8 protein-coding genes are annotated in these 24,745 nt (G+C 51.6%); all 8 read left to right on the top strand.

Annotated elements, in window-relative coordinates; genetic code table 11:
• Positions 1-12 precede the first annotated feature (12 nt).
• The 8 genes from T458_RS29860 to T458_RS0128185 are packed head-to-tail and all read left to right on the top strand — an operon-like array spanning position 13 to position 24,718.
• A complete protein-coding gene (locus tag T458_RS29860; RefSeq protein WP_023554139.1) occupies positions 13-5,382 on the top strand; it encodes a non-ribosomal peptide synthetase in 5,370 nt (1,789 codons plus the stop codon).
• Positions 5,375-6,370 carry an ABC transporter ATP-binding protein gene (locus T458_RS29855; protein WP_023554138.1) on the top strand — a complete coding sequence of 332 codons (996 nt, stop codon included), beginning with the start codon at positions 5,375-5,377 and terminating at the stop codon, positions 6,368-6,370. The genes T458_RS29860 and T458_RS29855 overlap by 8 nt, the downstream gene beginning before the upstream one ends.
• Before the next feature lie 2 nt (positions 6,371-6,372).
• Positions 6,373-7,161: an ABC transporter permease gene (locus T458_RS29850; protein ID WP_023554137.1), complete on the top strand. Its 789-nt coding sequence runs from the start codon at positions 6,373-6,375 to the stop codon at positions 7,159-7,161.
• Between the two features lie 24 nt (positions 7,162-7,185).
• A complete protein-coding gene (locus T458_RS29845) occupies positions 7,186-7,974 on the top strand; it encodes an ABC transporter permease (protein WP_023554136.1) in 789 nt (262 codons plus the stop codon).
• Positions 7,975-8,023: 49 nt separating this feature from the next.
• Positions 8,024-12,646, top strand: coding sequence for an SDR family NAD(P)-dependent oxidoreductase (locus T458_RS29840; protein WP_023554135.1), 4,623 nt, complete (start codon positions 8,024-8,026; stop codon positions 12,644-12,646).
• Between the two features lie 12 nt (positions 12,647-12,658).
• Positions 12,659-15,319, top strand: coding sequence for a type I polyketide synthase (locus T458_RS29835; RefSeq protein ID WP_023554134.1), 2,661 nt, complete (start codon positions 12,659-12,661; stop codon positions 15,317-15,319).
• 4 nt (positions 15,320-15,323) lie between these two features.
• Positions 15,324-20,012: a type I polyketide synthase gene (locus T458_RS0128190; RefSeq protein WP_031305268.1), complete on the top strand. Its 4,689-nt coding sequence runs from the start codon at positions 15,324-15,326 to the stop codon at positions 20,010-20,012.
• Positions 20,009-24,718, top strand: a complete 4,710-nt coding sequence (locus T458_RS0128185; RefSeq protein ID WP_031305267.1) for a non-ribosomal peptide synthetase — start codon at positions 20,009-20,011, stop codon at positions 24,716-24,718. The genes T458_RS0128190 and T458_RS0128185 overlap by 4 nt, the downstream gene beginning before the upstream one ends.
• Positions 24,719-24,745: the final 27 nt, after the last annotated feature.

Below are 24,745 nucleotides of genomic sequence, written 5' to 3'. Positions count from 1 at the left end.
GGGAGGCGCATGATGTCAACATATACAAAATGTCTAGCCTTTTCAAACATGGTCGAACTTCTGAGGTATCGTGCTGAAAAACACCCCGACCGGATTGCCTATCGATTTCTCGAGCATGGGGAAAAAGAGACAATCGCGATCTCTTATGCGGAATTGGACGTACGAGCAAAACAAATCGCGCTTAGCCTCCAGCCCCACATCAGCGATGGAGATCGTGTACTGCTACTGTTTCCTCAAGGAATAGATTTTGTCTGCGCATTTATGGGATGCCTGTATGCGCATGTGACTGCCGTCCCAGTTTACCCACCCAAACCTCGAAGCATGGACCGGCTGCAGGGTATTGTGGAAGACTCCCGGCCAGCTGTCGCCTTGACCACATCGGACGTTCGGGGGAGTATGAATGCTACTCGTTTGGTTGACAAGTTGCGGGAAGTGCCTTTGCTGGATATCGATATGATCGACTGTGATCCCAACGATTGGGTAAAGCCGGAGAAAATGACAGCAGACAGCCTTGCCTTCTTGCAGTATACCTCTGGCTCAACCTCTTCCCCCAAAGGGGTCATGGTCACTCACGCCAACCTACTCGCCAACCACGAAATGATCAAACAAGCATACGGACATGACGAACAATCCATATTTGTGAGCTGGCTTCCTCTGTTCCACGATATGGGGTTGATCGGAAATGCCCTGCAGACCCTGTATCTTGGTTCTACCTGCATCCTGATGGACCCGGCTGACTTCATCCACAAGCCTGTAAGATGGTTGAAAGCCATCTCGACCTATCGGGCTCATACCAGCGGCGGACCTAACTTTGCCTACGAACTATGCGCACGGGCTATAACCGACGAACAATGCAAAGGTCTTAATCTGAACCATTGGCAAGCGGCGTTTAACGGTGCCGAACCTGTACGCCAGAAAACCATGGATCAATTTGTCCAACGATTTGGACCGTACGGCTTTCGGCAGGACGCGTTTCAACCGTGCTACGGAATGGCTGAAACCACACTTCTGGTGACAGGCGGGAAAAAGCCCAGCCTGCTGCAAAAAATAATCGTCGATCCGGAGGAACTAAAGAACCACCGAGTATCTCCGCTGCCCCCCGCCGAACAATCTAAAGGAAAAACCGTAGTCGGCTGCGGCTCTCCCTGGCTCGATCAGGAGGTGCGGATTGTACATCCGGATACCCGGGAGGCATTGGGGCAGATGCACGTAGGGGAGATATGGATCCAGGGTCCACATGTTGCCAAAGGGTATTGGAACAAAGCGGAAGCAAGTTTGGAAACGTTTGGTGCCAGGCTGGCTGATTGGAGCTCCGGTCCATATCTACGAACGGGTGACATGGGATTCATGATCAACAATGAGCTGTTTGTGACCGGAAGATGCAAGGACCTAATGATAATTCGCGGACGAAACTACTACCCACAAGATTTGGAATATACGGCAGAGCGCAGCCATGAAGCCATTCGCCACGACTGCAGCGCTGCATTTGTCATCGAAGAAGAAGCTTCTCAACAAATTGTGCTGGTACATGAGATTGAGCGAACCTATCGCTCGAAAAATTTGGACCAGGTCGTAGATGCGATCTATCAAGCCATCTCCGAAGAGCATGAATTGCAAGTGAATGCCATCATCCTGATCCGGCCAGGCAGCATACCGAAAACCACCAGCGGAAAAATCCAGCGCAGTAAGACACGGGAGGCATACTTGAGAGGAGCCTTGCCCACTCTCAAGGAATGGTGCAGACTCGGCAAAGAAGAAGCAAACGGCGAGCAATCCGCGCCAGCTCTAGACAATCTCCAAAACCTGGAGCAGTGGCTGAGCGGTCGCGTCGCAACAATTTTAGGTGTTTCGCCTGACAGAATTGAATCGGACCAGCCCTTGACACGCATGGGTTTTGATTCCATTCATCTCATCCAGTTTTTACATGCTATAGAAAGCGGCCTCCAGTCTTCGGTTACTTTGAAACGTCTCTTGGAAGGCCCTACTCTGCGTGAATTGGCGGCGGAGCTATCCGTTTATCTGCCGGAAGCCATCGAAAATCAGCAGCGTGAGGAGATTCAGACAGAGAAATTGACCAGCATTCCGATGACTGACATGCAGCGATCACTATGGTTCATGCAGAAATTGGCGCCGGCCAGTACCGCTTATCATGTGACCAAAGCTCTCCGCCTTCCTATGGTTGTGGATGAAATGGCACTGCAAAACGCATTTGGGCAGTTGGTTGAACGCCATGCTATTTTGCGGTCGTCCATTGCGGAAGCAGGAGAAGAACCAAGGTTGTTGATCCATCCCTCTATTCCGTGGGGAATACATTGGGAAGACGCAGACGTACTCTCTGACAAGATGCTATATCCAAGGCTGAAACAATTGGCAGAGCAGCCTTTTGACCTGGAGAACGGTCCTTTGTTTGAGGTGTATGGTTTCCGAAGACGGGATGACCTCGTCCTGCTCTTGCGGTTTCATCATATCATTGTTGATTTTTGGTCACTTGGCATCTTACTGCAGGAATTGGGAACGATCTATACCGCCCTAAGCGAGGGACGACAAGCAGCTTTGCCCGAACCAACCAGTACGTTTGCCGATTACGCCGCCTGGCACCGCCAATGGATGGCAACGACGGAAAAAGAACGTCAACTCACGTATTGGGAGGAGCAGCTTTCAGGTGAACTGCCTGTCCTTGACCTTCCGACGGACAAGCCTCGTCCGGCGATCCAAACCTACCGGGGGACGATTCACCAGACGAGTGCCGACGCAAAACTTTTGCAAAAGCTCAACAGGATCGCACGGCAAAACCAAACGACGCTCTATACCTTGCTGTTGTCTGCCTACCAGATTCTTTTGCACCGCTATACCGGACAAGATGACATTCTGGTTGGATCTCCCAGTGCGGGCAGGACGAGAGCTCGTGATGCAAAGCTCGTTGGGTATCTCGTGAATCCGCTTGTCATGCGCGGCTGCTTGTCCGGTCAGCCGTCCTTCGAACAATTTCTCGCGCGGATGCGTCAGGTGGTGGGAGAAGCCCTCGCCAATCAGCTGTGCCCGTTTTCCGAAGTGGTCAAAAGGGTGGGACAAGATCGTGATCCAAGCCGTTCTCCCATATTTCAAACGATGTTTGTCATGCAGCAGGCACCGATGGAGGGGATAGCGGGACTGACCGCATTTGCCCTGGATGAGCCGGATGCCGGGATCAACCTCGGAACCCTGGAGATGAAAAGCTATACCGATCCAGAGAGGATGGTTCAGTACGACATCACACTGACTGCGGGGGTGAGCCCCGGGAGACTGGCCCTGTCCTGGGAATACAATACCGACTTATTCGCAGTGGAGACGATCGAGCGTATGTCTCGCCATTTCGTCAATCTGCTCGAAAGCATTGCGAGCAATCCTAGTCAGAGCATTGGATACCTGTCTATGCTGGATCCATCCGAAGAACAGATGTTGCTCCACGGGTGGAACATGACCGATTGTCCAAAACTCCAGGAAATAGATTTGGAGAAGACCTGTCTACCGGAAATGTTCGCCAGACAAGCTACTAAGACGCCGGATGCGATTGCCGTGTCGGACCCCAAGCATCAGATTTCTTATCGGGAACTGGATCAATGGGCCCGTCGTATTGCTATTACCCTTCATCGTCAGGGCTGCAAAGCTGAGAACATCGTTGCCATCTACATCGACCGGTCATGCGAACTAATCGCAGCAATCCTTGGGGTCTTGCAAGCAGGGGGAGCGTATCTGCCCATCGATCCTGCTTATCCGCTCGATAGAGTCAGGCGTATCCTCGACGATTCACAAGCCACCTTCATCCTGACAACGAAGAAGCATGCCGCCTTCTTCGAGGAGAAGGACGGCAGAATCATTCTGCTCGATCAGATTGCTCCAGACGATCTCGAGATATCTGGATTGGAAAATGAAGTGGCGGGACTGCCGGAAATTCGCTCTTCCGAAGAGGTGGCCAGTCTCATTTATACCTCTGGTTCGACCGGACAACCAAAAGGGGTCATGCTGACTCACAAAGGCATCGTCAATGTCATCGCCTCATTTTTGCTCTCATACGATCCATCGACGCAAGATCGCATGCTCCCGCTGACCTCCGTAGCCTCTGCCAGCTTTATAGGGGAGATGTTTCCCATCTTGTGCGCAGGGGGGGAACTGGTATTACCGGATACTTACGATGTTCTAGATCCAGACCGACTAATCCGGATTATCGAAGACAAGCAAATCACCATGCTGAGCACGGTGCCAGCTGTCATTGCCCGTCTGAATCAAATGGCCGCTCGTCTGCCCAAGCTGCGCCTGTTGTTGAGTGGGGGAGAAGCCCTTTCCTGGCAAGACGTCGACCAGTTGATAGGTCGCGTCACCCTGGTCAACGGATACGGTCTGACGGAAACGACAGTTTGTTCCACATATGAAGAGCTTGATGCTCGCTTCTTGAAAGAAAAGGGGCGGATCTCGATTGGTAAACCGGTCATCAATACACAGGTCTATCTGCTGGACGAGCATCTGCGTCCCGTCCCGGTAGGCGTAACCGGAGAGATGTACATCGCCGGATACGGCGTGGCTCGCGGATATTGGAATAATGAGAGGCAAACGAATCAGAGCTTCCTCCCAAACCCGTTTCGTCCCAACAGCAAAATGTACAAGACCGGTGACCTGGCTCGCTGGCTGCCTGATGGATTGCTCGAGTACAAGGGAAGGGCCGACAAACAAATAAAGCTTCGGGGATACCGGATTGAGCCCGGAGAGATTGAATTCCATTTGAACAGGCACGCGTCTGTAAATAAAGCCGTCGTGGTTCTGCAGCCCGTATTGAACGAAAAGCGTCTAGTGGCGTATTTCACGCTCAAGGAAGGGAGCAAAGCTCCATCTCTTCATGAATGGCGGCAATGGTTGAAAACCGTTTTGCCTGACTATATGATACCCGCTGCTTTTCTAGAGATCCCCAAGCTGCCTTATCTCGTCAACGGAAAACTGGATGTTTTGGCTCTTCCGCTACCTGAGACGACTTCATCTGAGATGATCCCTCCAACGGCTGCACCCAAAAGTGAATGGGAACGGATCATTAGCGAAATTTGGCAAGAGGTTTTGCAGGTTCCCCATGTGGGCAGAGATGACAACTTCTTTGATCTCGGCGGACACTCTTTGAACATCGTTACCGTGCAAAAACGGTTGATCGAATGGCGAAAACAGGAGATACCGCTTGTGGATATGTTCAAGTACCCGACAATCAGAAGTCTAGCGGTCTATTTGTCAGCACGTGATCAAGGCGAACAGACAAAACAAATCGATGCAAAGCATATTCACAGCTTTGCGGATGCCCGTAAAGCGGCGCTCCACAAGCGCAAGCAGATGCATATGCGGATAGGAGGCGGAACAAATGATTGAGGTGCGAGGACTCTCCAAGCATTACCGAATCGCCAAACGCAAGCAGGGCTTGCTTGGGGCGATCCAGGGCCTGTTTATCCGGAAATACACCAGCAAAAAAGCGGTGGATGATATCAGCTTTACGATCGCATCCGGGGAAGTCGTCGGTTATATCGGATCAAACGGAGCCGGAAAATCCACCACAATTAAAATGCTCTCCGGAATCTTGACTCCAACCTCTGGAGACGTGCTGGTCAATGGAATTGTACCGTACAGGGAACGACAAAAAAACGCCAAAAAGATTGGGGCCGTCTTCGGACAGCGGACGCAATTGATGTGGGACCTCGCACCTCGTGAATCCTACGATTTGCTCAAGCACATCTACCAGATTCCAGAAGCCATCTATCAAAAAAACCTGCATGAAATGACCGAAAAGCTGCAACTTCATTCGTTGCTTGACATTCCAGTACGCCAGCTATCCCTCGGACAAAAAATGCGTTGTGAGTTCGTTGCCGCTTTCCTGCACGATCCTGCCGTGGTCTACTTGGACGAGCCGACGATAGGTCTGGATGTAGCGGCCAAATCTCGCATTCGTTCCTTTATAAAGCAAATGAATGAGGAGAAGGGAACGACCATCATCCTGACCACTCACGACATGCAGGACATCGAGGAGCTGTGCCGTCGAATTATTATCATCGACAACGGCCAAATTCTGTACGATGGCGATTTGCACGCCGTCAAGAACAGCTTTTTGCATGAACATGTCATTTCCTTTGAACTGGACGAAGAAAAAGAGGAGATTTTGATTCCCGGAGAACTGGAGGGGTTGGTCACCTACATTCCGGAAGAGGGGAACAGCAACAAGCTGACACTTTCTTTTCACCCTGAGACTATCTCGGCGGCCCAGGTGATCGCGGCGGTGCTCCACCATTACCGCGTCCGCGACGTCTCGATTGCGGAACCAAAAATCGAGAGCATCGTCCAAGAGATCTACGAACGAGGAGCATAGCGATGCAAAAATACTGGAAATTGCTCCTGTCCCAAGTCAAGTTGGATACCGCCTATTCGCTTCGCTTTTGGGCGGGCTCGATTACGTCGGTTATTAGGTTGGTCATGCTCTATGCATTCTGGCAAGCCGTTTACGAGAATCGGACTACCATTGTCGACATTTCGTTGGAACAAATGCTAACCTATTCGGTTTTGGCAGTCCTTTTGAGCAGCTATATCGCAGGGGCGGGGACACAGCTAGCAGCAGGTGTCCTAAACGGAGACGTAGCCATTGAGCTGATGCGTCCCTATGACTATATCAACAAACTGATCTCGCTGGATTTGGGAAGCAAGCTGACTTCCATCATCCGTGAGACACTGCCGATGCTTGTCGTCGCCTTGTTATTTATCGGGATTCATGCTCCGCATTCGTGGGAGCACGCTCTTCTGTTTCTGTTTAGTACCCTGACCGGAATCCTCATCGGGGCACAGATTGATTTGGTCGTAGGCCTGCTATCATTCTGGACGATCAATATCTCGGGTCTGCGAATACTGCGTGCTTCATTTCTACTGTTTTTCTCAGGAACGCTTGTGCCGATCACTCTGTTTCCGCAATGGCTGCAGATTGTCTGCACCTATATGCCGTTTCCTTCGATGGTCTTTGTTCCCGTTTCCATTTACACCGGTCAAATTCAAGGAGCGGATATATACCCGGCCATCGGTTTGCAACTTTTTTGGCTGTTGGTTTGCTGGATGGTCAGCCGTCTCTTCTGGTTGCTGGCGAAAAGGCGGATCACCATTTTCGGAGGGTAGCGGAGAGGAGGTACAGGGCAAAACATGCGTTATTTCCAGCTGTATGTATGTTTTTTCTCAGCCAGGCTAAAAGCAATGATGGAGTACCGTGTTGATTTTCTTATCGGAGCTCTTTCGATCCTGTTTATCCAAACTACCTCCATTCTGTTTGTGAAAATCGTCTTTGACCACATTCATACCCTGCAAGGCTGGACGTTTCACGAGGTATTGTTCATTTACGGCATCGCGGCTACCGGAAGAGCCATTCATCAATTTTTCTTTGAAAACCTCTGGGTGCTAGGTTCCGCTTATATCCGCACTGGGAACTTCGACCGCATTCTACTTCGTCCGATTCCGCCGCTTTTTCACCTGATTGCTGATCGGATACAACCGGACGGAATTGGTCAGTTGATCATCGGAGTGATTGTGCTGGGCATTGCGATTCCGGAGCTCTCCATGCCTTGGGGGGGACTAGAGACACTGATCCTTGCCTTATTGATCCTGTCCAGCGGGTTGATCTTTATTGCAGTGAACCTATTTTTTGCCACCTTTTCCTTCTGGATGGTAGACAGCTTCCCTATCATGTCTACAACATACCAGCTAAGCAGCTTTACCAATTACCCTTTGACAATTTACAACAAGGGATTGCGCTTTGTGTTAACGTGGATCATCCCGTACGGGTTTACATCGTTTTACCCGGCAGCGGTGTTTGTCGACCAGGGCGGATACCATACCGTTGGCTATCTGACCCCGGCAGTGGCGATTCTCTGTTGTATGATCGCTTATTTCTTTTGGAAAAGAGGATTGCGTTCCTTTGCCAGCACAGGGCATTAATAACCGTGGTGGGACGCGCTTTCTATCACAAGACGAGGAGGAAAGCTGCATGCACGATTGGGTTGATTCAGTGGATGGCATCGCGGTGATTGGCATGTCCGGGAGGTTCCCCGGCGCCGACAATGTGGAGCAGTTTTGGAACAATCTGTTGCAAAAGGTGGAGTCTATCACGGAGCTGACGGACGAGGAGCTGCTTGCTTCCCGGATTGACCCAGCCATCATCGCCAATCCCCGCTACATAAAAGCAAAGGGCATTCTCGGAAATACCGATCAGTTCGATGCAGCCTTTTTCGGATATAATCCGCGGGTGGCGGAGTTGACGGACCCTCAGCATCGGATATTTCTGGAATGCTCGTGGGAAGCCATCGAGGATGCGGGATACAACCCGGATACCTACGAGGGGCGCATCGGCGTTTTTGCTGGGCAGAGCATGAATACGTATTGGTTGCACAATTTATACGAGCATGTGGACTTGATTGCTTCAGTCGAAAGCCTGCAGGCAGCGATTGGAAACGACAAGGACAGCCTGACAACGGAAGTCTCTTACAAGCTCAATCTCAAGGGACCTGCCGTCACGATTCAGTCCTCCTCTTCGACTTCTCTCACCGCGATTCACTACGCATGCCAAAGCCTGCTCAGTTACGAATGCGACATGGCACTGTCCGGCGGTATATCGATCCATTTTCCGGAAAAGGCAGGATATCTCTATCACGAAGGAGGAACTACTTCGCCGGATGGACATTGTCGAGCCTTTGACGAGAAAGCCCAGGGTTTCGTCAGCGGACACGGTGCGGGATGTGTGGTGCTAAAGCGTTTGTCGGACGCTTTGCGCGACGGGGACCATGTCTACGCAGTAATCAAAGGTTCAGCAGTCAATAACGACGGCACGAACAAAGTGAGTTATATGGCGCCGAGCGTTAAGGGCCAGGCAGAAGTGATCGCCATGGCTCAAGCTATGGCGGGGGTAGAGCCTGAAAGCATAACCTACATTGAGGCGCACGGGACCGGTACAAGGATCGGGGATCCGATCGAAGTCGAAGCATTGACGGAAGTGTTTCGCCGAAGTACGGACAAAAAAGGATATTGCGCGTTAGGCTCCGTCAAGACAAACATCGGACACCTTGATACAGCGGCTGGCGTCATAGGCTTGATCAAGGCTTCTCTAGCCGTGAAGCACGGAATCATTCCGCCGACGCTACATTTTGAGAAGCCCAATCCGCAAATGGATCTGGAGAACAGTCCCTTTTACGTTCCGACAGAAGTGACAAAATGGGTGACAGGGGATCAGCGGCGGCGTGCGGGAGTGAGTTCCTTCGGGATGGGGGGAACAAATGCCCATGTCATTTTGGAGAATGTACCTGAACCAGAAGAAGCCCAAAGCAGTATCTCGCGACCCTATCAGCTTCTTACTTTTTCCGCCAAAACGGCTACTGCATTGAAGAAGCTGACGGACAATCTGGCCAATCATTTGAAAGACCGTGAACAGCTGCCGTTTGCAGACGTGGCATACACTCTAAATATAGGAAGAAAGACGTTATCGCATCGCCGTTTCATTGTTGCTTCTGACACGGACGAGGGGATCCAAGCCTTGCAAGAAGGTAGCTATCGAGCTGGTGAATCATCAGTAGAAGAGGAGCGGGAGAGGCCTGTTGTTTTTCTCTTTACAGGACAAGGCTCGCAATATGTCAACATGGGGAAAGGGCTCTATGAAACAGAGGCTGTGTTCAAAATGTACGTAGACCAGTGCTGTGAATTGCTTCTTCCCGTCCTTAACCTGGATTTGCGCGATGTGCTTTATCCCCCTGCAGACCGGGAGGCAGAGTCAGCTGAAATGCTGCGGCAAACCTGGTTGACACAGCCGGCATTGTTCGTCATCGAATATGCCTTGGCCAAGCTATGGATGGCATGGGGCATCCAGCCGCAGGCGATGATTGGACACAGTGTCGGAGAATACGTGGCAGCTTGCCTTTCAGGGGTATTTACACTCGAGGATGCGCTCCACATAATCGCGATGCGCGGTCGGATGATTCAAGAGTTGCCGGCCGGCAGCATGCTTTCGGTCCAACTTTCTCCAGAAGAGCTGGAACCTCTGCTTGATGCTCGACTATCGCTGGCAGCATGGAACGGCAATCGGCTATGTGTAGTGTCTGGGGAGACGGAGCATGTTATGCAGTTTCAGCAATTACTGGAACAGCAAGGAGTGACGAGTACACTGCTCCAGACCTCTCACGCCTTTCACTCCCATATGATGGAGCCCATTGTACAGCGTTTTACAGCCTGCATGCAGCAAATCAGTTTGCGTTCTCCCCGGATTCCGTACCTGTCCAACGTGACAGGGACCTGGATCACCGAACAGGAAGCCACCGATCCGGGCTATTGGGCAAAGCATTTGCGGCAGGGTGTTATGTTTGCGCCGGGAATCCAAACCTTATTAGAGGAGCCCTCTTATCTGTTCCTGGAGGTTGGACCGGGCAGTACGCTTCATTCCCTGGTCAAGGAATTGAGACAAGCTCATCAAAGACAGGTCGTTCTTCACTCGCTTCGCCATCCCAAGGATTCGGTACCGGATGCACGTTTTTTGATGCAAGTCGTGGGCAAGCTTTGGCTGGCGGGAGCAGTGGTGAATTGGCAAGCCTTTTACCAAGAAGAGCAGCGTCGTCGTGTCCCATTGCCAACCTATCCGTTTGAAAGACAGCGCTATTGGATTGAACCGCTTGACAAAATCAAACTTCATGGCAGTGGGGGTAACAATCGACGTCAGAGACCCGAGGAATGGCTGTATCATCCGATCTGGAAGCAGTCAGCTGTTCGATCGCCGAGGGAACAGATACCTGTATCGCAGACCTGGCTAGTATTGGAAGGGGAAGATCCCTGGAGCAGACTGTTGGTCCATCGTCTGATGGAACAGAATCAAACGGTGATTTCCGTGCGGAAGGGTCATGCCTACCAAGTGCTGGACGAAAACGTCTTTGTCATTCGGCCCAATCGAGAAGAGGATTACGCAGCTTGTCTGCAAGAAGTGGCTGCACGTGGTCTTCGTCCCGATCACCTCTTGCATGTCTGGTTGTTGGAAGAAAAGGAGTTCCAAGATAAAGAACCTTACAGCGTCTTTGAGACCTATGTCGAAAGCGGTTTTGACAGCCTGCTGTCACTTGCACGAACGTGGGAAACCTGCAATGGTACGAATGCAGTACGCCTGACGCTGTTGTCGGATCGCTTGCACGATGTCATGGGCAACGAACAAATCATTCCGGAAAAAACCGTCGCCCTGGCAGCAGGCAAAGTAATAGCACAGGAATTTCCGCAAATTCAGGTGTCTGCAGTGGATCTGGACCTTCGGCACGATAGTACGGTGTCTGTAGACAATTTGGCTGATTTTGTCATCGAGCAATGCAGAAGCAAGCACCGGGAAGGGGTCGTCGCCTACCGGGGGAACAGACGATTCGTCCCCGCTTACGAGAATATGGAGATAGAAACATCGACTCCGCTTTCACTTCCCCAGCTTGAGACTTGCCTTATTACAGGTGGTCTCGGGGACCTTGGGCTGTTGATCGCGGAAGTACTGGTGAAGCAGGGCGTACACAAGCTGGCTTTGCTAGGGCGTACTCCGGTTCCAAAGCGTGCAGAGTGGGAACAATGGCTTCGTTTGCGTCCCGATGATCCAATGACAGAAAAAATTCGTCGGGTTCAGTCCTTGGAACAAATGGGGGCTAGGGTAATGGTGCTCGAAGCGGATGTTTCCTCACTCGACCAGATGCGTCAAGCGACTGATGAAATCATCGAGCAATGGGGCAGTCTCGATGGAATCTTCCACGCAGCCGGTGCTGTCCATGAACGTTATTTTCAGTTTATTCGGGAAACGACAGCCGACCTAAGCAGCCAGCACTTTGTGGCAAAGGTACAAGGCTTGTATGTTCTCGATACTCTGGTGACGCAGCTTCGTCCAACATGCTGCATCCTGATCTCTTCGTTGGCTTCCTTGCTTGGTGGAATGAAGAGCGCTCATTACGCGGCTGCCAATCAATTCATGGACTCCTTTTCTGTTTGCTCCAATCGAGCAGGAAAAACAATGTGGGCGAGCTGGAATCTGGACGCGTTTCTCTTTGGAGCAGAAAAGGAACAAGTGAATCTGATCGAGCAGAGCAGCTTTTCTGAAAATGCAATGCGCCCCCATGAATTTGCGCTGATTTTACCGGCTCTTTTGGCACGGATAGATATGGGACGGGTGGCCGTGTCAACAATTGACCTGAATCAGCGTAGCCAAGAGTGGGTCAGTACAGGAGCATTTGCCCCGGAGCAAGCGATCGAACTTGCCCACCAGGCCGCGCTCCATCCTAGGCCATCCCTGCAAAATCCGTATGTAGCGCCGCGCAACGAGATCGAAAAGAAAATTTGTGACATCTGGCAGCGTACTCTGGGAATCGATCAGGTCGGCATACAGGACAACTTTTTTGAGCTTGGAGGAAATTCCTTGGTCGGTATCAAGCTGATTGCCCAGATCAACGAAGCATTTTCTACCACTCTGCTTCCAGTCCGCTTGTACGAAGGCCCAACCGTGCAGACTTTTGCCGAACTGCTCGGGGACAATCAAATGGAAAAGCCTGCGCTGGCCACCAGCAAAAACAGAGGGGAGCTGCGCAGAGAAAAGCGCAAACAGCTCACCAAATCCTAATAGGAGGAGCTTATGAAGCTGGACGGAATACTGCAATCCATGTCGGGCAACGAAATCGCCATCATTGGGATGGCTGGGAGGTTTCCCGGTGCACCTACGATTCGGGAGCTTTGGGACAGACTGTGTGATGGGCATGAGACAATCAGGCATTTGAGCGAGGAGGAGTTGCGCGAGCGCGGAGCAGGGGATGACATCATTCGTCACCCCCACCACGTTCCTGCGGTTGCATCGATCGATGGCATGAAGCATTTTGATGCCGAATTTTTCGGAATCAACCCTCACGAAGCAAGGCTGATGGACCCTCAGCAACGCCTATTTCTGGAAGGTGCCTGGGAGGCTCTGGAGGATGCCGGTCATGTACCAGATCGGTTTGACGGAACCATCGGTGTGTTTGCGGGGTCTTCGCTCAGTACCTATCTATTGAAGAACATCATGTCCCGCCCAGACATTCTGCAGTCCTTCGATCCTGTGCAAATCGAGATCGGGAACGCTCCCGATTCGCTGACGACGCGAACCTCGTACAAATTGAACCTGCGTGGTCCAAGCCACATCGTCCAAAGCGCTTGCTCCACCTCGCTGGTCGCCGTACATGCTGCATGTCAAAGTTTGCTTTCTTACGAATGTGATATGGCATTAGCGGGCGGGGTGTCCATCAATCTGACCCACGATACGGGATATTTCTATATGGAGGAAGGGATCGTTTCCCCCGATGGACATTGCCGACCATTTGACAAGGATGCGAACGGAACGGTGTTTGGCAGCGGAATGGGCATCGTCGTCCTCCGTCGTCTGGAAGATGCGCTGCGCAGTGGCGATCAGATCCTCGCGGTGGTGAAAGGCTCTGCGGTCAATAACGATGGCTCCCTGAAGGTTGGATATACAGCCCCCAGTATCGACGGTCAGGCTGAGGTGATCGCGGAGGCAATTGCCAATGCAGGAATCGAGGCAGACAGCATCACCTACGTGGAAGCGCACGGGACAGGAACTTCCTTGGGGGATCCAATTGAAATTGCGGCACTGACACGGGCTTTTCGTCTCAGTACAGATAAAAATGCATTTTGCCGGATTGGCTCCATCAAATCCAATCTGGGTCATCTCGCGCACGCGGCAGGAGTTACTGGCTTGATCAAAACAGTTCTGGCGCTCCACCATCAAAAAATTCCGCCTAGCCTTCATTTCCGGGAGCCGAATCCCCAGATTGATTTTGCCAATAGTCCGTTTGTAGTCAATACCCGTCTGGTTCCCTGGAAAAGCCAGCATCAAGAAAGGCAAGATCAACCGCGTAGGGCAGGAATCAGCTCTTTTGGATTCGGGGGAACCAATGCTCATGTCGTTCTGGAAGAAGCGCCTACGTTGATTGCAGACCAGCATAAGCGAAAGGACCATCTGCTGATTCTTTCCGCAAAAAGTATGGATGCCTTGAAGAATGCCTCTTTACGACTAGCGGACTATTTGCAAAGGAATGCAGCAACCAACCTGACGGATATCGCCTATACGCTGCAAGTAGGTCGCCAAGTATTTCGTTTTCGTCGAGTAGTTCTTTGCCGTTCGGCAGAAGAAGCGTGCTCAGTCCTGAAAGATCCGAATCGCACCCTGCCTACAAAGACTAGACAGGAAACATCAGTATTTTTTTCTATGCGGTCATTCGTACATCCGGTTGTCTACTATGGCCATGATTTGTATGAGACAGAAGAAATGTTTCGCCATTCGTTCGATCAGATGTCAGGACTATTGAGGAAATACAAAGGAAGTGATGCGAAGTCGCTTCTTTACCCCGCAGCGGACAAGATATCGGACGCGGCAAGACAATTGCTGCTCCCAGCCAATCAAGCAGTAGTCAGCTTTGTTTTCCAGTACGCCCTGGCACATCTCCTGACGCATTGGGGCCTTTCGCCGCACACACTCATAGGCGACGAGGCAGGGAGACTGGTATCGGCAACTTTATCCGGCACACTATCCCCTGAAGAGGCTGCCATTCAATATCTCCGCAAGACGTCGGCATCCAGCACGGTGAATTTTGTTCAGCAGGACAGTGGGAAGTCGGAAGAAGGGTTTGTCGTGGACTTATGGGACGGTAGCCTGTACGAAAAGCACTGCGGGGTGTCATCCGAGATTCATGACAGTCTGGTCAGGAACCTGTTATCGACAGTAGGAACGCTTTGGAGCAACGGGGTCTCCATCGCGTGGGATCGATTATATGAAGGAGAGAGGCGGCAACGAGTCTCGCTGCCTACCTATCCGTTTGAACGGAAAAAGTACTGGATCGAAGCCAACACACCTACCCATGGCGAGAGTTCTGCCAAGGACAGAAGCATACCGGAGAAGGTCATTTATACCAGAGAAGAGATAGAGTCCATATTGACAGATATATGGAAAGACAAGATCGGACTTGAGCATGTTGGCCTTCACGACCATTTTTTCGAAAGCGGTGGCGACTCCTTTTTGGCGATCCAGGTCGTGAATGAATGCAGGCGAATCTTTCAAATCGATCTGCCTGTGGTACATGTCTACGAAAAGCGGACCATATCGGAATTGGCTGCCTATATCGAGACCTTGCTGGTAAATGAACCTTCTGTATTGGAGCCGGACAGGGAAAATATATTGACCGAAGCAGGACATGTTCAGCGGCGTAAACAACTGCTCCTGCAGCAGCGGTCGCGAGGAAGGAGATAAACGCATGGAGGAGAGGGACTGGTCCGTTTATAGGAATGGGTCCGAAGTTGCTATCATCGGGATGGCGGGAAGATTTCCAGGAGCCAAAAACCTGGAAGAGTTTTGGCAAAATCTCTGCGACGGAAGAGAAACCATCAAGCATTTCAAGGAGGATGACCTCAAAGGTTACGTAGATCCCGAGAAACTCCGGCATCCCGATTATGTCCCCCGGTCTCCAGTGCTGGAGGATATAGATTGCTTCGATGCGTCTTTCTTTGGGTATACGCCAGGGGAAGCGGAAATCATGGACCCTCAGCAAAGGCTTTTACTAGAATGCGCATGGGAAGCACTCGAGGCGGCCGGCTACACGCCGGACCAATGCCCGGGTAAGGTCGGTGTATTTGCTGGTTCCCGAATGAACACCTACCTGTTTCAGCTCATGACCAATCGAGAGATGATGGAACGGCTCGGAACGGTCACGATCGGCGCCGGGAACGATTTCGGTCTGCTGGCACCGCGCATCTCGTACAAAATGAACCTGACAGGTCCTAGCTACTCCATTCATACCGGCTGCTCCACCTCACTCGTGACTGTCCATCTCGCTTGCCAGAGTCTATTGATTGATGAATGCCAGATGGCGTTAGCCGGAGGAGTAGCCCTCTACACCCGGCCAAGCGGTTATGTATATCAACCAGGAGGAATGCTTTCTGCTGACGGGCATGTCCGGTCTTTCGATGAACAGGCAAGTGGCACGAATTTTGGAAGCGGAATCGGCATGGTTGTTCTTAAACGCTTGGAAGATGCTCTGGCTGACGGGGATGAAATCCATGCGGTCATCAAAGGATCTGCCTCCAACAATGACGGCTCGCGCAAGGCTAGCTTTACAGCTCCCGGCATAGAAAGCCAGCGAGCCGTGATCGAAGAAGCTCTGTCAGTGGCGGAGGTTCATCCAGAGACGATACGCTATGTCGAAGCCCATGGAAGCGGAACTCCCTTGGGTGATAGCATCGAAATGCACGCCTTGACCCAGGCATACCGTACACATACTGCACAAGTGGGATATTGTGCGGTCGGTTCCGTCAAAACCAATGTCGGACATCTGGAGGCGGCTGCAGGAATGGCTGGGCTCATCAAAACTGTCATGGCGCTCAAGCACAAAAAAATCCCCCCCAGCCTTCATTTCAGCAAACCGAATCCGGAGATTGGGTTTACGCAGAGTCCCTTTTATGTGAATACCCGGCTGACAGAATGGGAGGATGATACGGATTTCCCCAGACGGGCAGGGGTCAGCGCTTTTGGAATGGGTGGAACGAACGTACACCTCATTCTCGAAGAAGCGCCTCCGAGAAGTGAGCCCGGTCCGAGCCGCCCGTGGCAGCTATTGCTCCTCTCCGGCAAGACAGAGACTGCCTTGGAGCAACAGATGGAGGATATGGCACACTTTCTTTCCCGACAATCCGATTCCAAACTGGCAGATATCGCCTATACAAGCAAGGTCGGACGCAAAGCACTCGAGCAGCGCTGCGCAATCCTTTGCCGTGATCACAACGAAGCCCTACAAGCCTTGAATGGGCTTACTCCGGGCAAGCTGTTCAGACGGGAATGCGTGGACAAGCATCGTAATGTCACTTTCCTATTTCCGGGTTTGGGGGATCACTATCTCAACATGGGTTATGGACTCTATCAAAGCGAATCCATCTTTCGGGAAGCCGTGGATCAATGTGCAGTCAGCCTCCTTTCCAGTATTGGGGAAGACATTCGCGAAGTCCTTTTTGACCCTTCGCAGATCGTTTCAGAGGGTGATGGCCGGCTGGATTTGCGCGGTATGCTAGCCAGGGGTACAGCAGAATCATGTAAAGAGGATACTCGGTTGAATCAAACCCGGTTAGCGCAGCCTGCTTTATTTGTGATTGAATACGCACTTGCGAAGCTATTGGAATCATGGGGAATCCGTCCGAAAGCCCTCATCGGATACAGTATCGGCGAGTATGTGGCTGCTGTGTGTGCAGGCGTGATGACGTTGTCGGATGCCCTGACGCTCGTAGCCAAGCGCGCCGAGATGATCCAGAGGCTTCCGGGGGGAACCATGCTGGCTGTCCATCTTTCTGAAACGGAGATGTCCACGCTGCTGAATGAGCATGTGTCCATTTGCGCGGTGAATGGTGACACCATGTGCGTCATAGGCGGCCCCGAGGATGAAATTCTTCGTCTTGAACAGCAAATGCAAGTTCGCAAAGTGGCGTCCAGCCGCCTACCGACCACTCATGCTTTTCATTCTCGAATGATGGAACCGATTCGGGAGGAGTTTCGTCGGCTCGTGGATGGCATAGCCTTATTTCCGCCGAAGCTGCCTCTCGTTTCGACAGTAACAGGAGATTGGATGACGAAAGAGGAAGCGACCAGTCCTGACTATTGGGCAGAGCATCTGTGCGGAACAGTGCGTTTTCATTCTGCCTGCCAGCAGCTTTTCCGCAAGCATCCCAATCAGGTTATGATCGAGGCCGGTCCCGGATATTCACTAAGCAGTCTGATTATGCACATGCTCGATCAAACACAGGCCGAAGAAATCTGTGCGATCGCTTGTTTACGAAACCGCTACGAGAAAAAGGATGATCAGGAAGTGCTTATTGGTGCTGTTGGCCAACTCTGGCTTGAGGGAGTAGAGATCGATTGGCATGGATTTTATGCCGCTGAACAGCGCTTGCGAATTCCCTATCCAACCTATCCCTTTGCCAAGGAGCGCTATTGGATCGATTCGATTGAAGAGGGGACTGCTCCTCGTAAATCCGCGAAATCTGCAACTCGGTTGGAATCCGATAAATGGCTGTATACCCCTTCATGGATACGAAAGCCGATTACAGATGTAGATATGCAAAAGCCTGGAAACGCCCGAACCTGGCTGCTGTTCCTACCCGAACTGACATGGGCTGATGCGCTCGCATCCCAACTGAACGACAGAGGAGATACCGTCTTTACGGTGAGGATGGGAACCGATTTCGGGAACCTTTCCATGAATACGATGGTCATTAATCCTGCCAACCCAGCAGATTACCAGAAAGTGATCAAATCGTTGCTGGAAACCGGGCATCTTCCTACCGATATCGTCCATGCATGGAGCGTCACTGCTCCGAAAGAAGAGGAGACTCCTGCATTTGATGAGCTGCAATCACGAGGCTTTTACAGCCTTCTCTATCTGGCGCAGGCATTGGCCAAAAACCATGTGACGAGCGAGATTGCGTTACACGTCTTCTCAACCGGCTTGTATGACGTATTAGGAGATGAAGAGCTGATCCCGGAGAAAGCGACCCTCATCGGTCCGTTGAAGGTCATCCCGCAGGAATACATGAATCTTAGCTGCAAAAGCGTCGATTTTCTCCTGCCTGACGCGGAACAGGAGGGAGTGCTGGCGGCCAAGCTGATAAAGGAGATCATGACACAACAGGACGAAAAGGTCGTTGCTTATCGAGGAGGACAGCGATGGTGCCAGAGATTTGAACCGATTGAATTACCCGAGCCTGATACAGCTCCTCGTCTGCTTCGCAAGGAAGGCGTCTATTTGATCACCGGTGGATTGGGCAAAATCGGGTTGGTTCTGGCAGACTATTTGGCGAAAACGATGCAGGCTAAGCTGGTGTTGCTCTCACGCACCGGGCTGCCTCCGCGCACGGAGTGGGAAGCATGGCTGTCAGCGCATGGGGAAAACGAACAAGTCTGTCAGCGCATCCGTGAGGTCAAAAACTTGGAGAAAAACGGAGGAGAAGTGCTGATTGTCCAGGCCGATGTGACGTCCAAGAAGGACATGGAGGCAGCAGTCGAAAAAACGTTGATGCGATTTGGCACGATTCATGGCGTGATTCATGCTGCAGGTCGACCCGACCACGATGCACAGAAAACCATCCAAGAGACGGGAGTGGTAGAAGCGGACTGGCATTTTTCACCGAAGATCAAGGGACTCGCGGTCCTCAGAGAAGCGCTTCGAGACGTGCGGCTTGATTTTTGCTTGTTGACATCATCGCTATCCCCCATTCTCGGAGGATTAGCTCACGTGGCCTATGCTTCGTCCAATGCCTATCTTGATCTGTATGCTCACAAGTTTAAAGCGGGTTCTGAAGATGGTTTCCCCTGCTGGGTGATCAATTGGGAGGCATGGCATAAGGACGAAGAAATTTTTATCCAGACTGGACTAGGTGCGACCCTAAGTCCGTACTTCCTGCTTCCGGAAGAAGGTCAGGCGATTTTTGCCCGCCTGCTGTCCGCACCGGCGGTACCTCAGGTGATTGTTTCCACGGGAGAGCTCGAGGCGCGTATCGACCAATGGGTGCGAATTTCTCAGAAAGACGGTATGTCAAATCAGGTGGATTCCGACTCTGACCAGCGTCGTCCCCGTCCAAAAACCAGGACCCCTTATGTCGAGCCGTCCAATGAAATCGAGCGGAAGCTGGAAGGAATTTGGTCCCAGCTGTTGGGAATACAGGGAATCGGGGTTCAAGATCACTTCTTCTTTGATCTGGGAGGTCATTCCCTGCTCGGAACCCAGTTGATCTCTCGCATGCGGGAAGCCTTCCAGATCGATATCCCGCTCCGGGTCCTGTTTGAAGCACCGACTATTGGAGAATTGTCTACTCTTGTATTGGAAGAGCTGGTACGGGATCTTGATCCAGAGATATTGCATGAGCTGGAATTGATGGAGGAAAGGGAGGGACTGCTGTCTTGAGGGAAGACTTGCAAAAGCGCATCCGTGAACTGACGGCACACAATCTGGATCAGCTGATTAGGCTGAAGAAGAAGCGAAAACAAGGGGAGCGCCCGATTAAGAGACGCCCGCTTCATGCAGATCATCACCCGCTTTCCTTTTCGCAGCAGCGACTGTGGGTGGTAGACCAGTTGGAGCCCCATCATCCGGCGTACAGCATCGTAACCTCCGTCCGGATGCGCGGCCCAGTGGATGTAGAGGCGTTGAAAAGGAGCTTTGACCAGTTGGTTGTACGGCACGAGATGCTGCGGACGCGATTTCTGACAGTAGATGGGGAAGCGAGACAGATCATACAGCCAGCAGAGCCCTTTCATTTGCTGACCCAGGATCTGCGGGGACTTTTGACTGGAGAGAGAGAAAAAAAGTGGCAGGAAATTCTGACTCAGGAGTCGCAGCATCCATTTGATCTGGAAAAGGGGCCTTTGCTCCGCGCTAGTTTGTTTCGGATAGCTGAAGAAGAATACCGCCTACTCATCACCAAACACCATATCATTACTGATGGCTGGTCTTGCGGGATCATGGTACAAGAAATTATCCTTTGCTATGAAGCTTTTTCCACCGGTGCGAATCTAAGACTTCCGGAGTTGCAGATGCAGTACATCGATTATGCTTATGAACAATTGGAGGTATGCCAGGGAGAAAAACTGGAATCGCTCACCACCTATTGGAAGAACAGGCTGGGTGGAGAGCTGCCGGTTCTTCAGCTTCCTTCCGACCGTCCACGTCCGAGTACACAAAGCTATCGCGGTAATCTTATCCGCTTTTCCATACGAGCCGAACTGGCTGAGAAACTGCGGTGTCTGTTCCAACGTGAAGGCATCACGCTGTTCATGGGACTTCTGGCAGCCTACCAAACATTGCTCTATCGTTATTCCGGACAAGAAGACATTTTGGTAGGAACCCCTGTAGCAAATCGCCATCAGACAGCTGTGGAAAATATCATCGGTTTTTTCGTCAATACCCTGGTCATGCGTGTCGATCTTTCTGACGCTCCTAGCTTTCGGGAGCTCTTCCAACGCGTTCGTGAAACGGTGCTTGAGGCGTTTGAACATCAGGCGCTCCCTTTTGAAAAACTGGTAGACATCTTGCAGCCCGAGCGGAATCTCAGCTATCAGCCAATCTTTCAGGCTGAGTTCGCCGTCCAGAACTCTCCTATGCAAACAGCACAGGTCTCCAACCTGGAGGTGCAGATGGAGGAGGTGGGTAAGCACACTTCCAAGTTTGATCTGTCGCTCTTTATCCGGGAGCAAGGAGCGGAGCTGCTGGGGGAGCTGGAATACAGTACCGATTTGTTTGACGCAAGCACCATAGAACGAATGATCGATCATTTTGTCATCATTCTGGAAACGATGGCCAAGTCACCCGAGATCGGAATCAACCAGTTTTCTATTTTAACTGAAAGAGAATCCGAGCTGCTTTTGCATACATGGAACCAGACTCAGGTAGTCTATGAACCTAGTCTGCTTCTGCCTCAGCTCATTGAGGAGCAGACTGAAAGAACACCTGACAGAGAAGCGATTGTTTTCGGAACCGATCGTCTGACCTACCGGGAGCTGAACAGCCAGGCGAATCAGCTAGCGCATTACTTGCGACACCTGGGAATCAAGCCCGATGATCTAGTCGGTGTCTACATGGCTCGTTCCGTAGAGATGGTCATCAGCCTGCTGGCGATCATGAAAGCAGGTGGCGCCTACGTCCCGATCGATCCCGATTATCCTCGCGAACGAATTAGATACATGCTGGAGGATACACAAGCCAGCGTGGTTCTCACCCAGGAGACTCTTCGCCATACCCTGCCCGAAATAGAGAATTTGTGCCGAATCATTGCAGTCGACGGGGAAAATAGACCGTGGAATGCTTTATCCACAAACAATCTGTCGGTTCTAATCGAGGATACACATCTCGCATATGTCATCTATACATCGGGATCGACAGGAACGCCAAAGGGCGTTATGAATACGCACGCGGGGATACGAAACCGTCTTTTGTGGATGCAGGATGAATATGGGCTGGATGCCACTGACCGAATATTGCAAAAAACTCCGTTCAGCTTTGACGTCTCGGTCTGGGAGTTTTTCTGGCCGTTATTGGCGGGAGCGACGTTGGTCGTGGCTCGTCCGGACGGACACCGCGATCCTGAATATTTGAGGGAGGTCATGTTGTCGGAACGGATCACGACGCTCCATTTCGTCCCGTCCATGCTCATCCTGTTTTTGGAGCAGTCAAAGAGGGGGACATTTCCTCATTTGCGACGCGTCTTTTGCAGCGGCGAGGCGTTGCCGTATGAGTGTAAAGAGCGATTTTTCGAGGCACATCCCGAGACTGAACTCCACAATCTCTACGGTCCCACTGAGGCAGCGATTGACGTCACCTTCTTTTCCTGTCAGCCCGGGGACGAACGAAGGACAGTCCCGATTGGACGGCCCATCGCCAATACCCGCATCTACCTTTTGGATGGCGAAAAAAATCCGGTTCCCGTCGGAGTGACAGGGGAGCTTTACATCGGGGGCGTCAATCTGGCGCGCGGCTATTGGGGACGTCCCGACTTGACAGAAGAAAAATTTATCGCCGATCCGTTTTCTGTTCAAAACGGAGAACGATTGTACCGTACCGGGGATTTGGCTCGCTGGCAGCCAGATGGAAACATCGAGTATCTTGGACGTGCCGACTTTCAAGTCAAGCTCAGGGGACTTCGCATCGAACTTGGGGAAATCGAACATGTTCTTTGTCAGCATAAAGACATTCGCGAAGCTGTCGTCACCGTCGTTCAGGACCGTAAAGCTGCCCATCTTGTGGCTTATGTTGTGACCTGCGAAGGTGCTCAGTCAGACTCGGGGGCATGGCGGATTCATATCCTGAAGAAATTGCCGGATTATATGGTTCCGTCCCGATTTGTGATTCTCGATGAAATTCCGCTGTCCCACAATGGGAAAGTAGACCGAAAACGATTGCCCGAGCCTGAGTGGGAGCAGGAAACTAGGCAGGCTGTGCATATAGCCCCAAGAAATGACGTCGAGAAGATCATAGCCGAGATTTGGGCGGAACTCTTTCAATTGGAGCAGATTAGCGTTCATGACAACTTTTTTTCATTGGGCGGAGATTCGATCATGAGCATTCAGGCAGCGTCTCGTCTGAGGCAGGCGGGGTTGAAGCTGACACCCAAACAACTGATCCAGCACCAGACGATTGCCGAGCTTGCCCAAGTGGCCGTAACCAATCAACTTCCCCCGTCCGCTCCGGAAACTGCTTTGCATGGGAAAGTTTTGCTGACTCCGATTCAGCGCTGGTTTTTTTCGCGACAGCTCGCACACCTGCATCATGAGAACCAATCCATGCTGCTAGAGGTGTCTGCTGAGCTGGAAGCGACAACTATCCGACTCGGTTGGGAAGCGTTGGTTCGCCATCACGACAGTTTGCGTATGCGTTTTGTTCCTTCTGCGGGGGGCTGGAACCAGCAATATGAACATGTAACAGATTCTGTCTCCTTTTCCATCGAGGATCTTTCCAGGCTGCCGCTGGATGACCAGGAGAGAATCCAGCGGCAGAGAAGTGACGAGGCTCAAGCTTCTCTGGATATATCCAAGGGTCCATTGCATCGGCTGATCCTGTTTGAAAAAGGGGATCATCGCCAGCTACTCATTATCATCCATCACTTATTGGTCGACAGTGTCTCCTGGCGAATCCTGCTGGAGGATCTGGAGCATGTGTGCCTGCAGCTTTCCCGCGGGGAATCGATTTGCTTGCCGGCCAAGACTACTTCGTACCAGGAATGGGCAGATCGGTTGGCGACGTATGCCCGATCCGAAGTAATTCAGCGTGAGACAGGATACTGGATGGAGCAGGAACTATATGCTCCAGAGGACGAGTCGGGAGTAGAGCTATGCCTCAACACCGGGGACATGGCGCAGCGGTTCATAATAGAGTTGGACACGCACCATACGGACAAGCTCGTGCGTCTTTTACCGAAAATCAATCGTCTCAAAATTCAGGAAGTGGTATTGGCTGCCCTGATCCGTAGTGGCGCACTCGGTTCAGGTAATGAGGACTTTACAATCGACATGGAAAGTCACGGCAGGGAAACACTAGAGGAAGGGATGGACCTGTCCCGAACGGTCGGCTGGTTTACCAGTCTTTATCCGATTCGATTCTCGCCCGCAGTAGGCATGAGCCGGGAAAACACCCTGCTGCTTGTCAAAGAAAAATTGCGACGTGTACCTGCCCAAGGTATCGGGTACGGCATCATTCGCTATTTAGGCGAAGCTGAAGGTGTTCGCAACAAGTCGGAATCAACCACGTCACGGCTGCTGCTTTTCAACTATCTGGGGCAAATAGACTCCTCCATGGGGCAAAACGGTTTTTTCCGGCCCGTGCACAGATATGTCGGTCTTGATCGCAGCCCGAAAAATCAACGGTCGCATTGGCTCGAATTGAACGTTTCCATTTTCGGTCAACGTCTGCGTATGGAGTGGACTTACCATCCTCTTGTTCACTCCCCAGCGGAAATGCAAATCTATGCCGAAGCGACCTTGGAAGAAATAAAGGCGATGATTAGGCTGAGTGAACAACCTGACGCCATCGGTTACGCACCTGTCGATTTTCCGTTGACAAAGCTATTGCCAGAAGAGTGGAAGGAGATTGAACGACAGCTTGTCCGACTTGAATCCTAGGAGGTGAACAATACTGAAGCTGCCAAA

It is taken from the genome of Brevibacillus panacihumi W25, from assembly GCF_000503775.1.
Classification (GTDB): domain Bacteria; phylum Bacillota; class Bacilli; order Brevibacillales; family Brevibacillaceae; genus Brevibacillus; species Brevibacillus panacihumi_A.
Note: the sequence above shows the minus strand (reverse complement) of the source record. Positions and strands in the feature narration are given on the sequence as shown.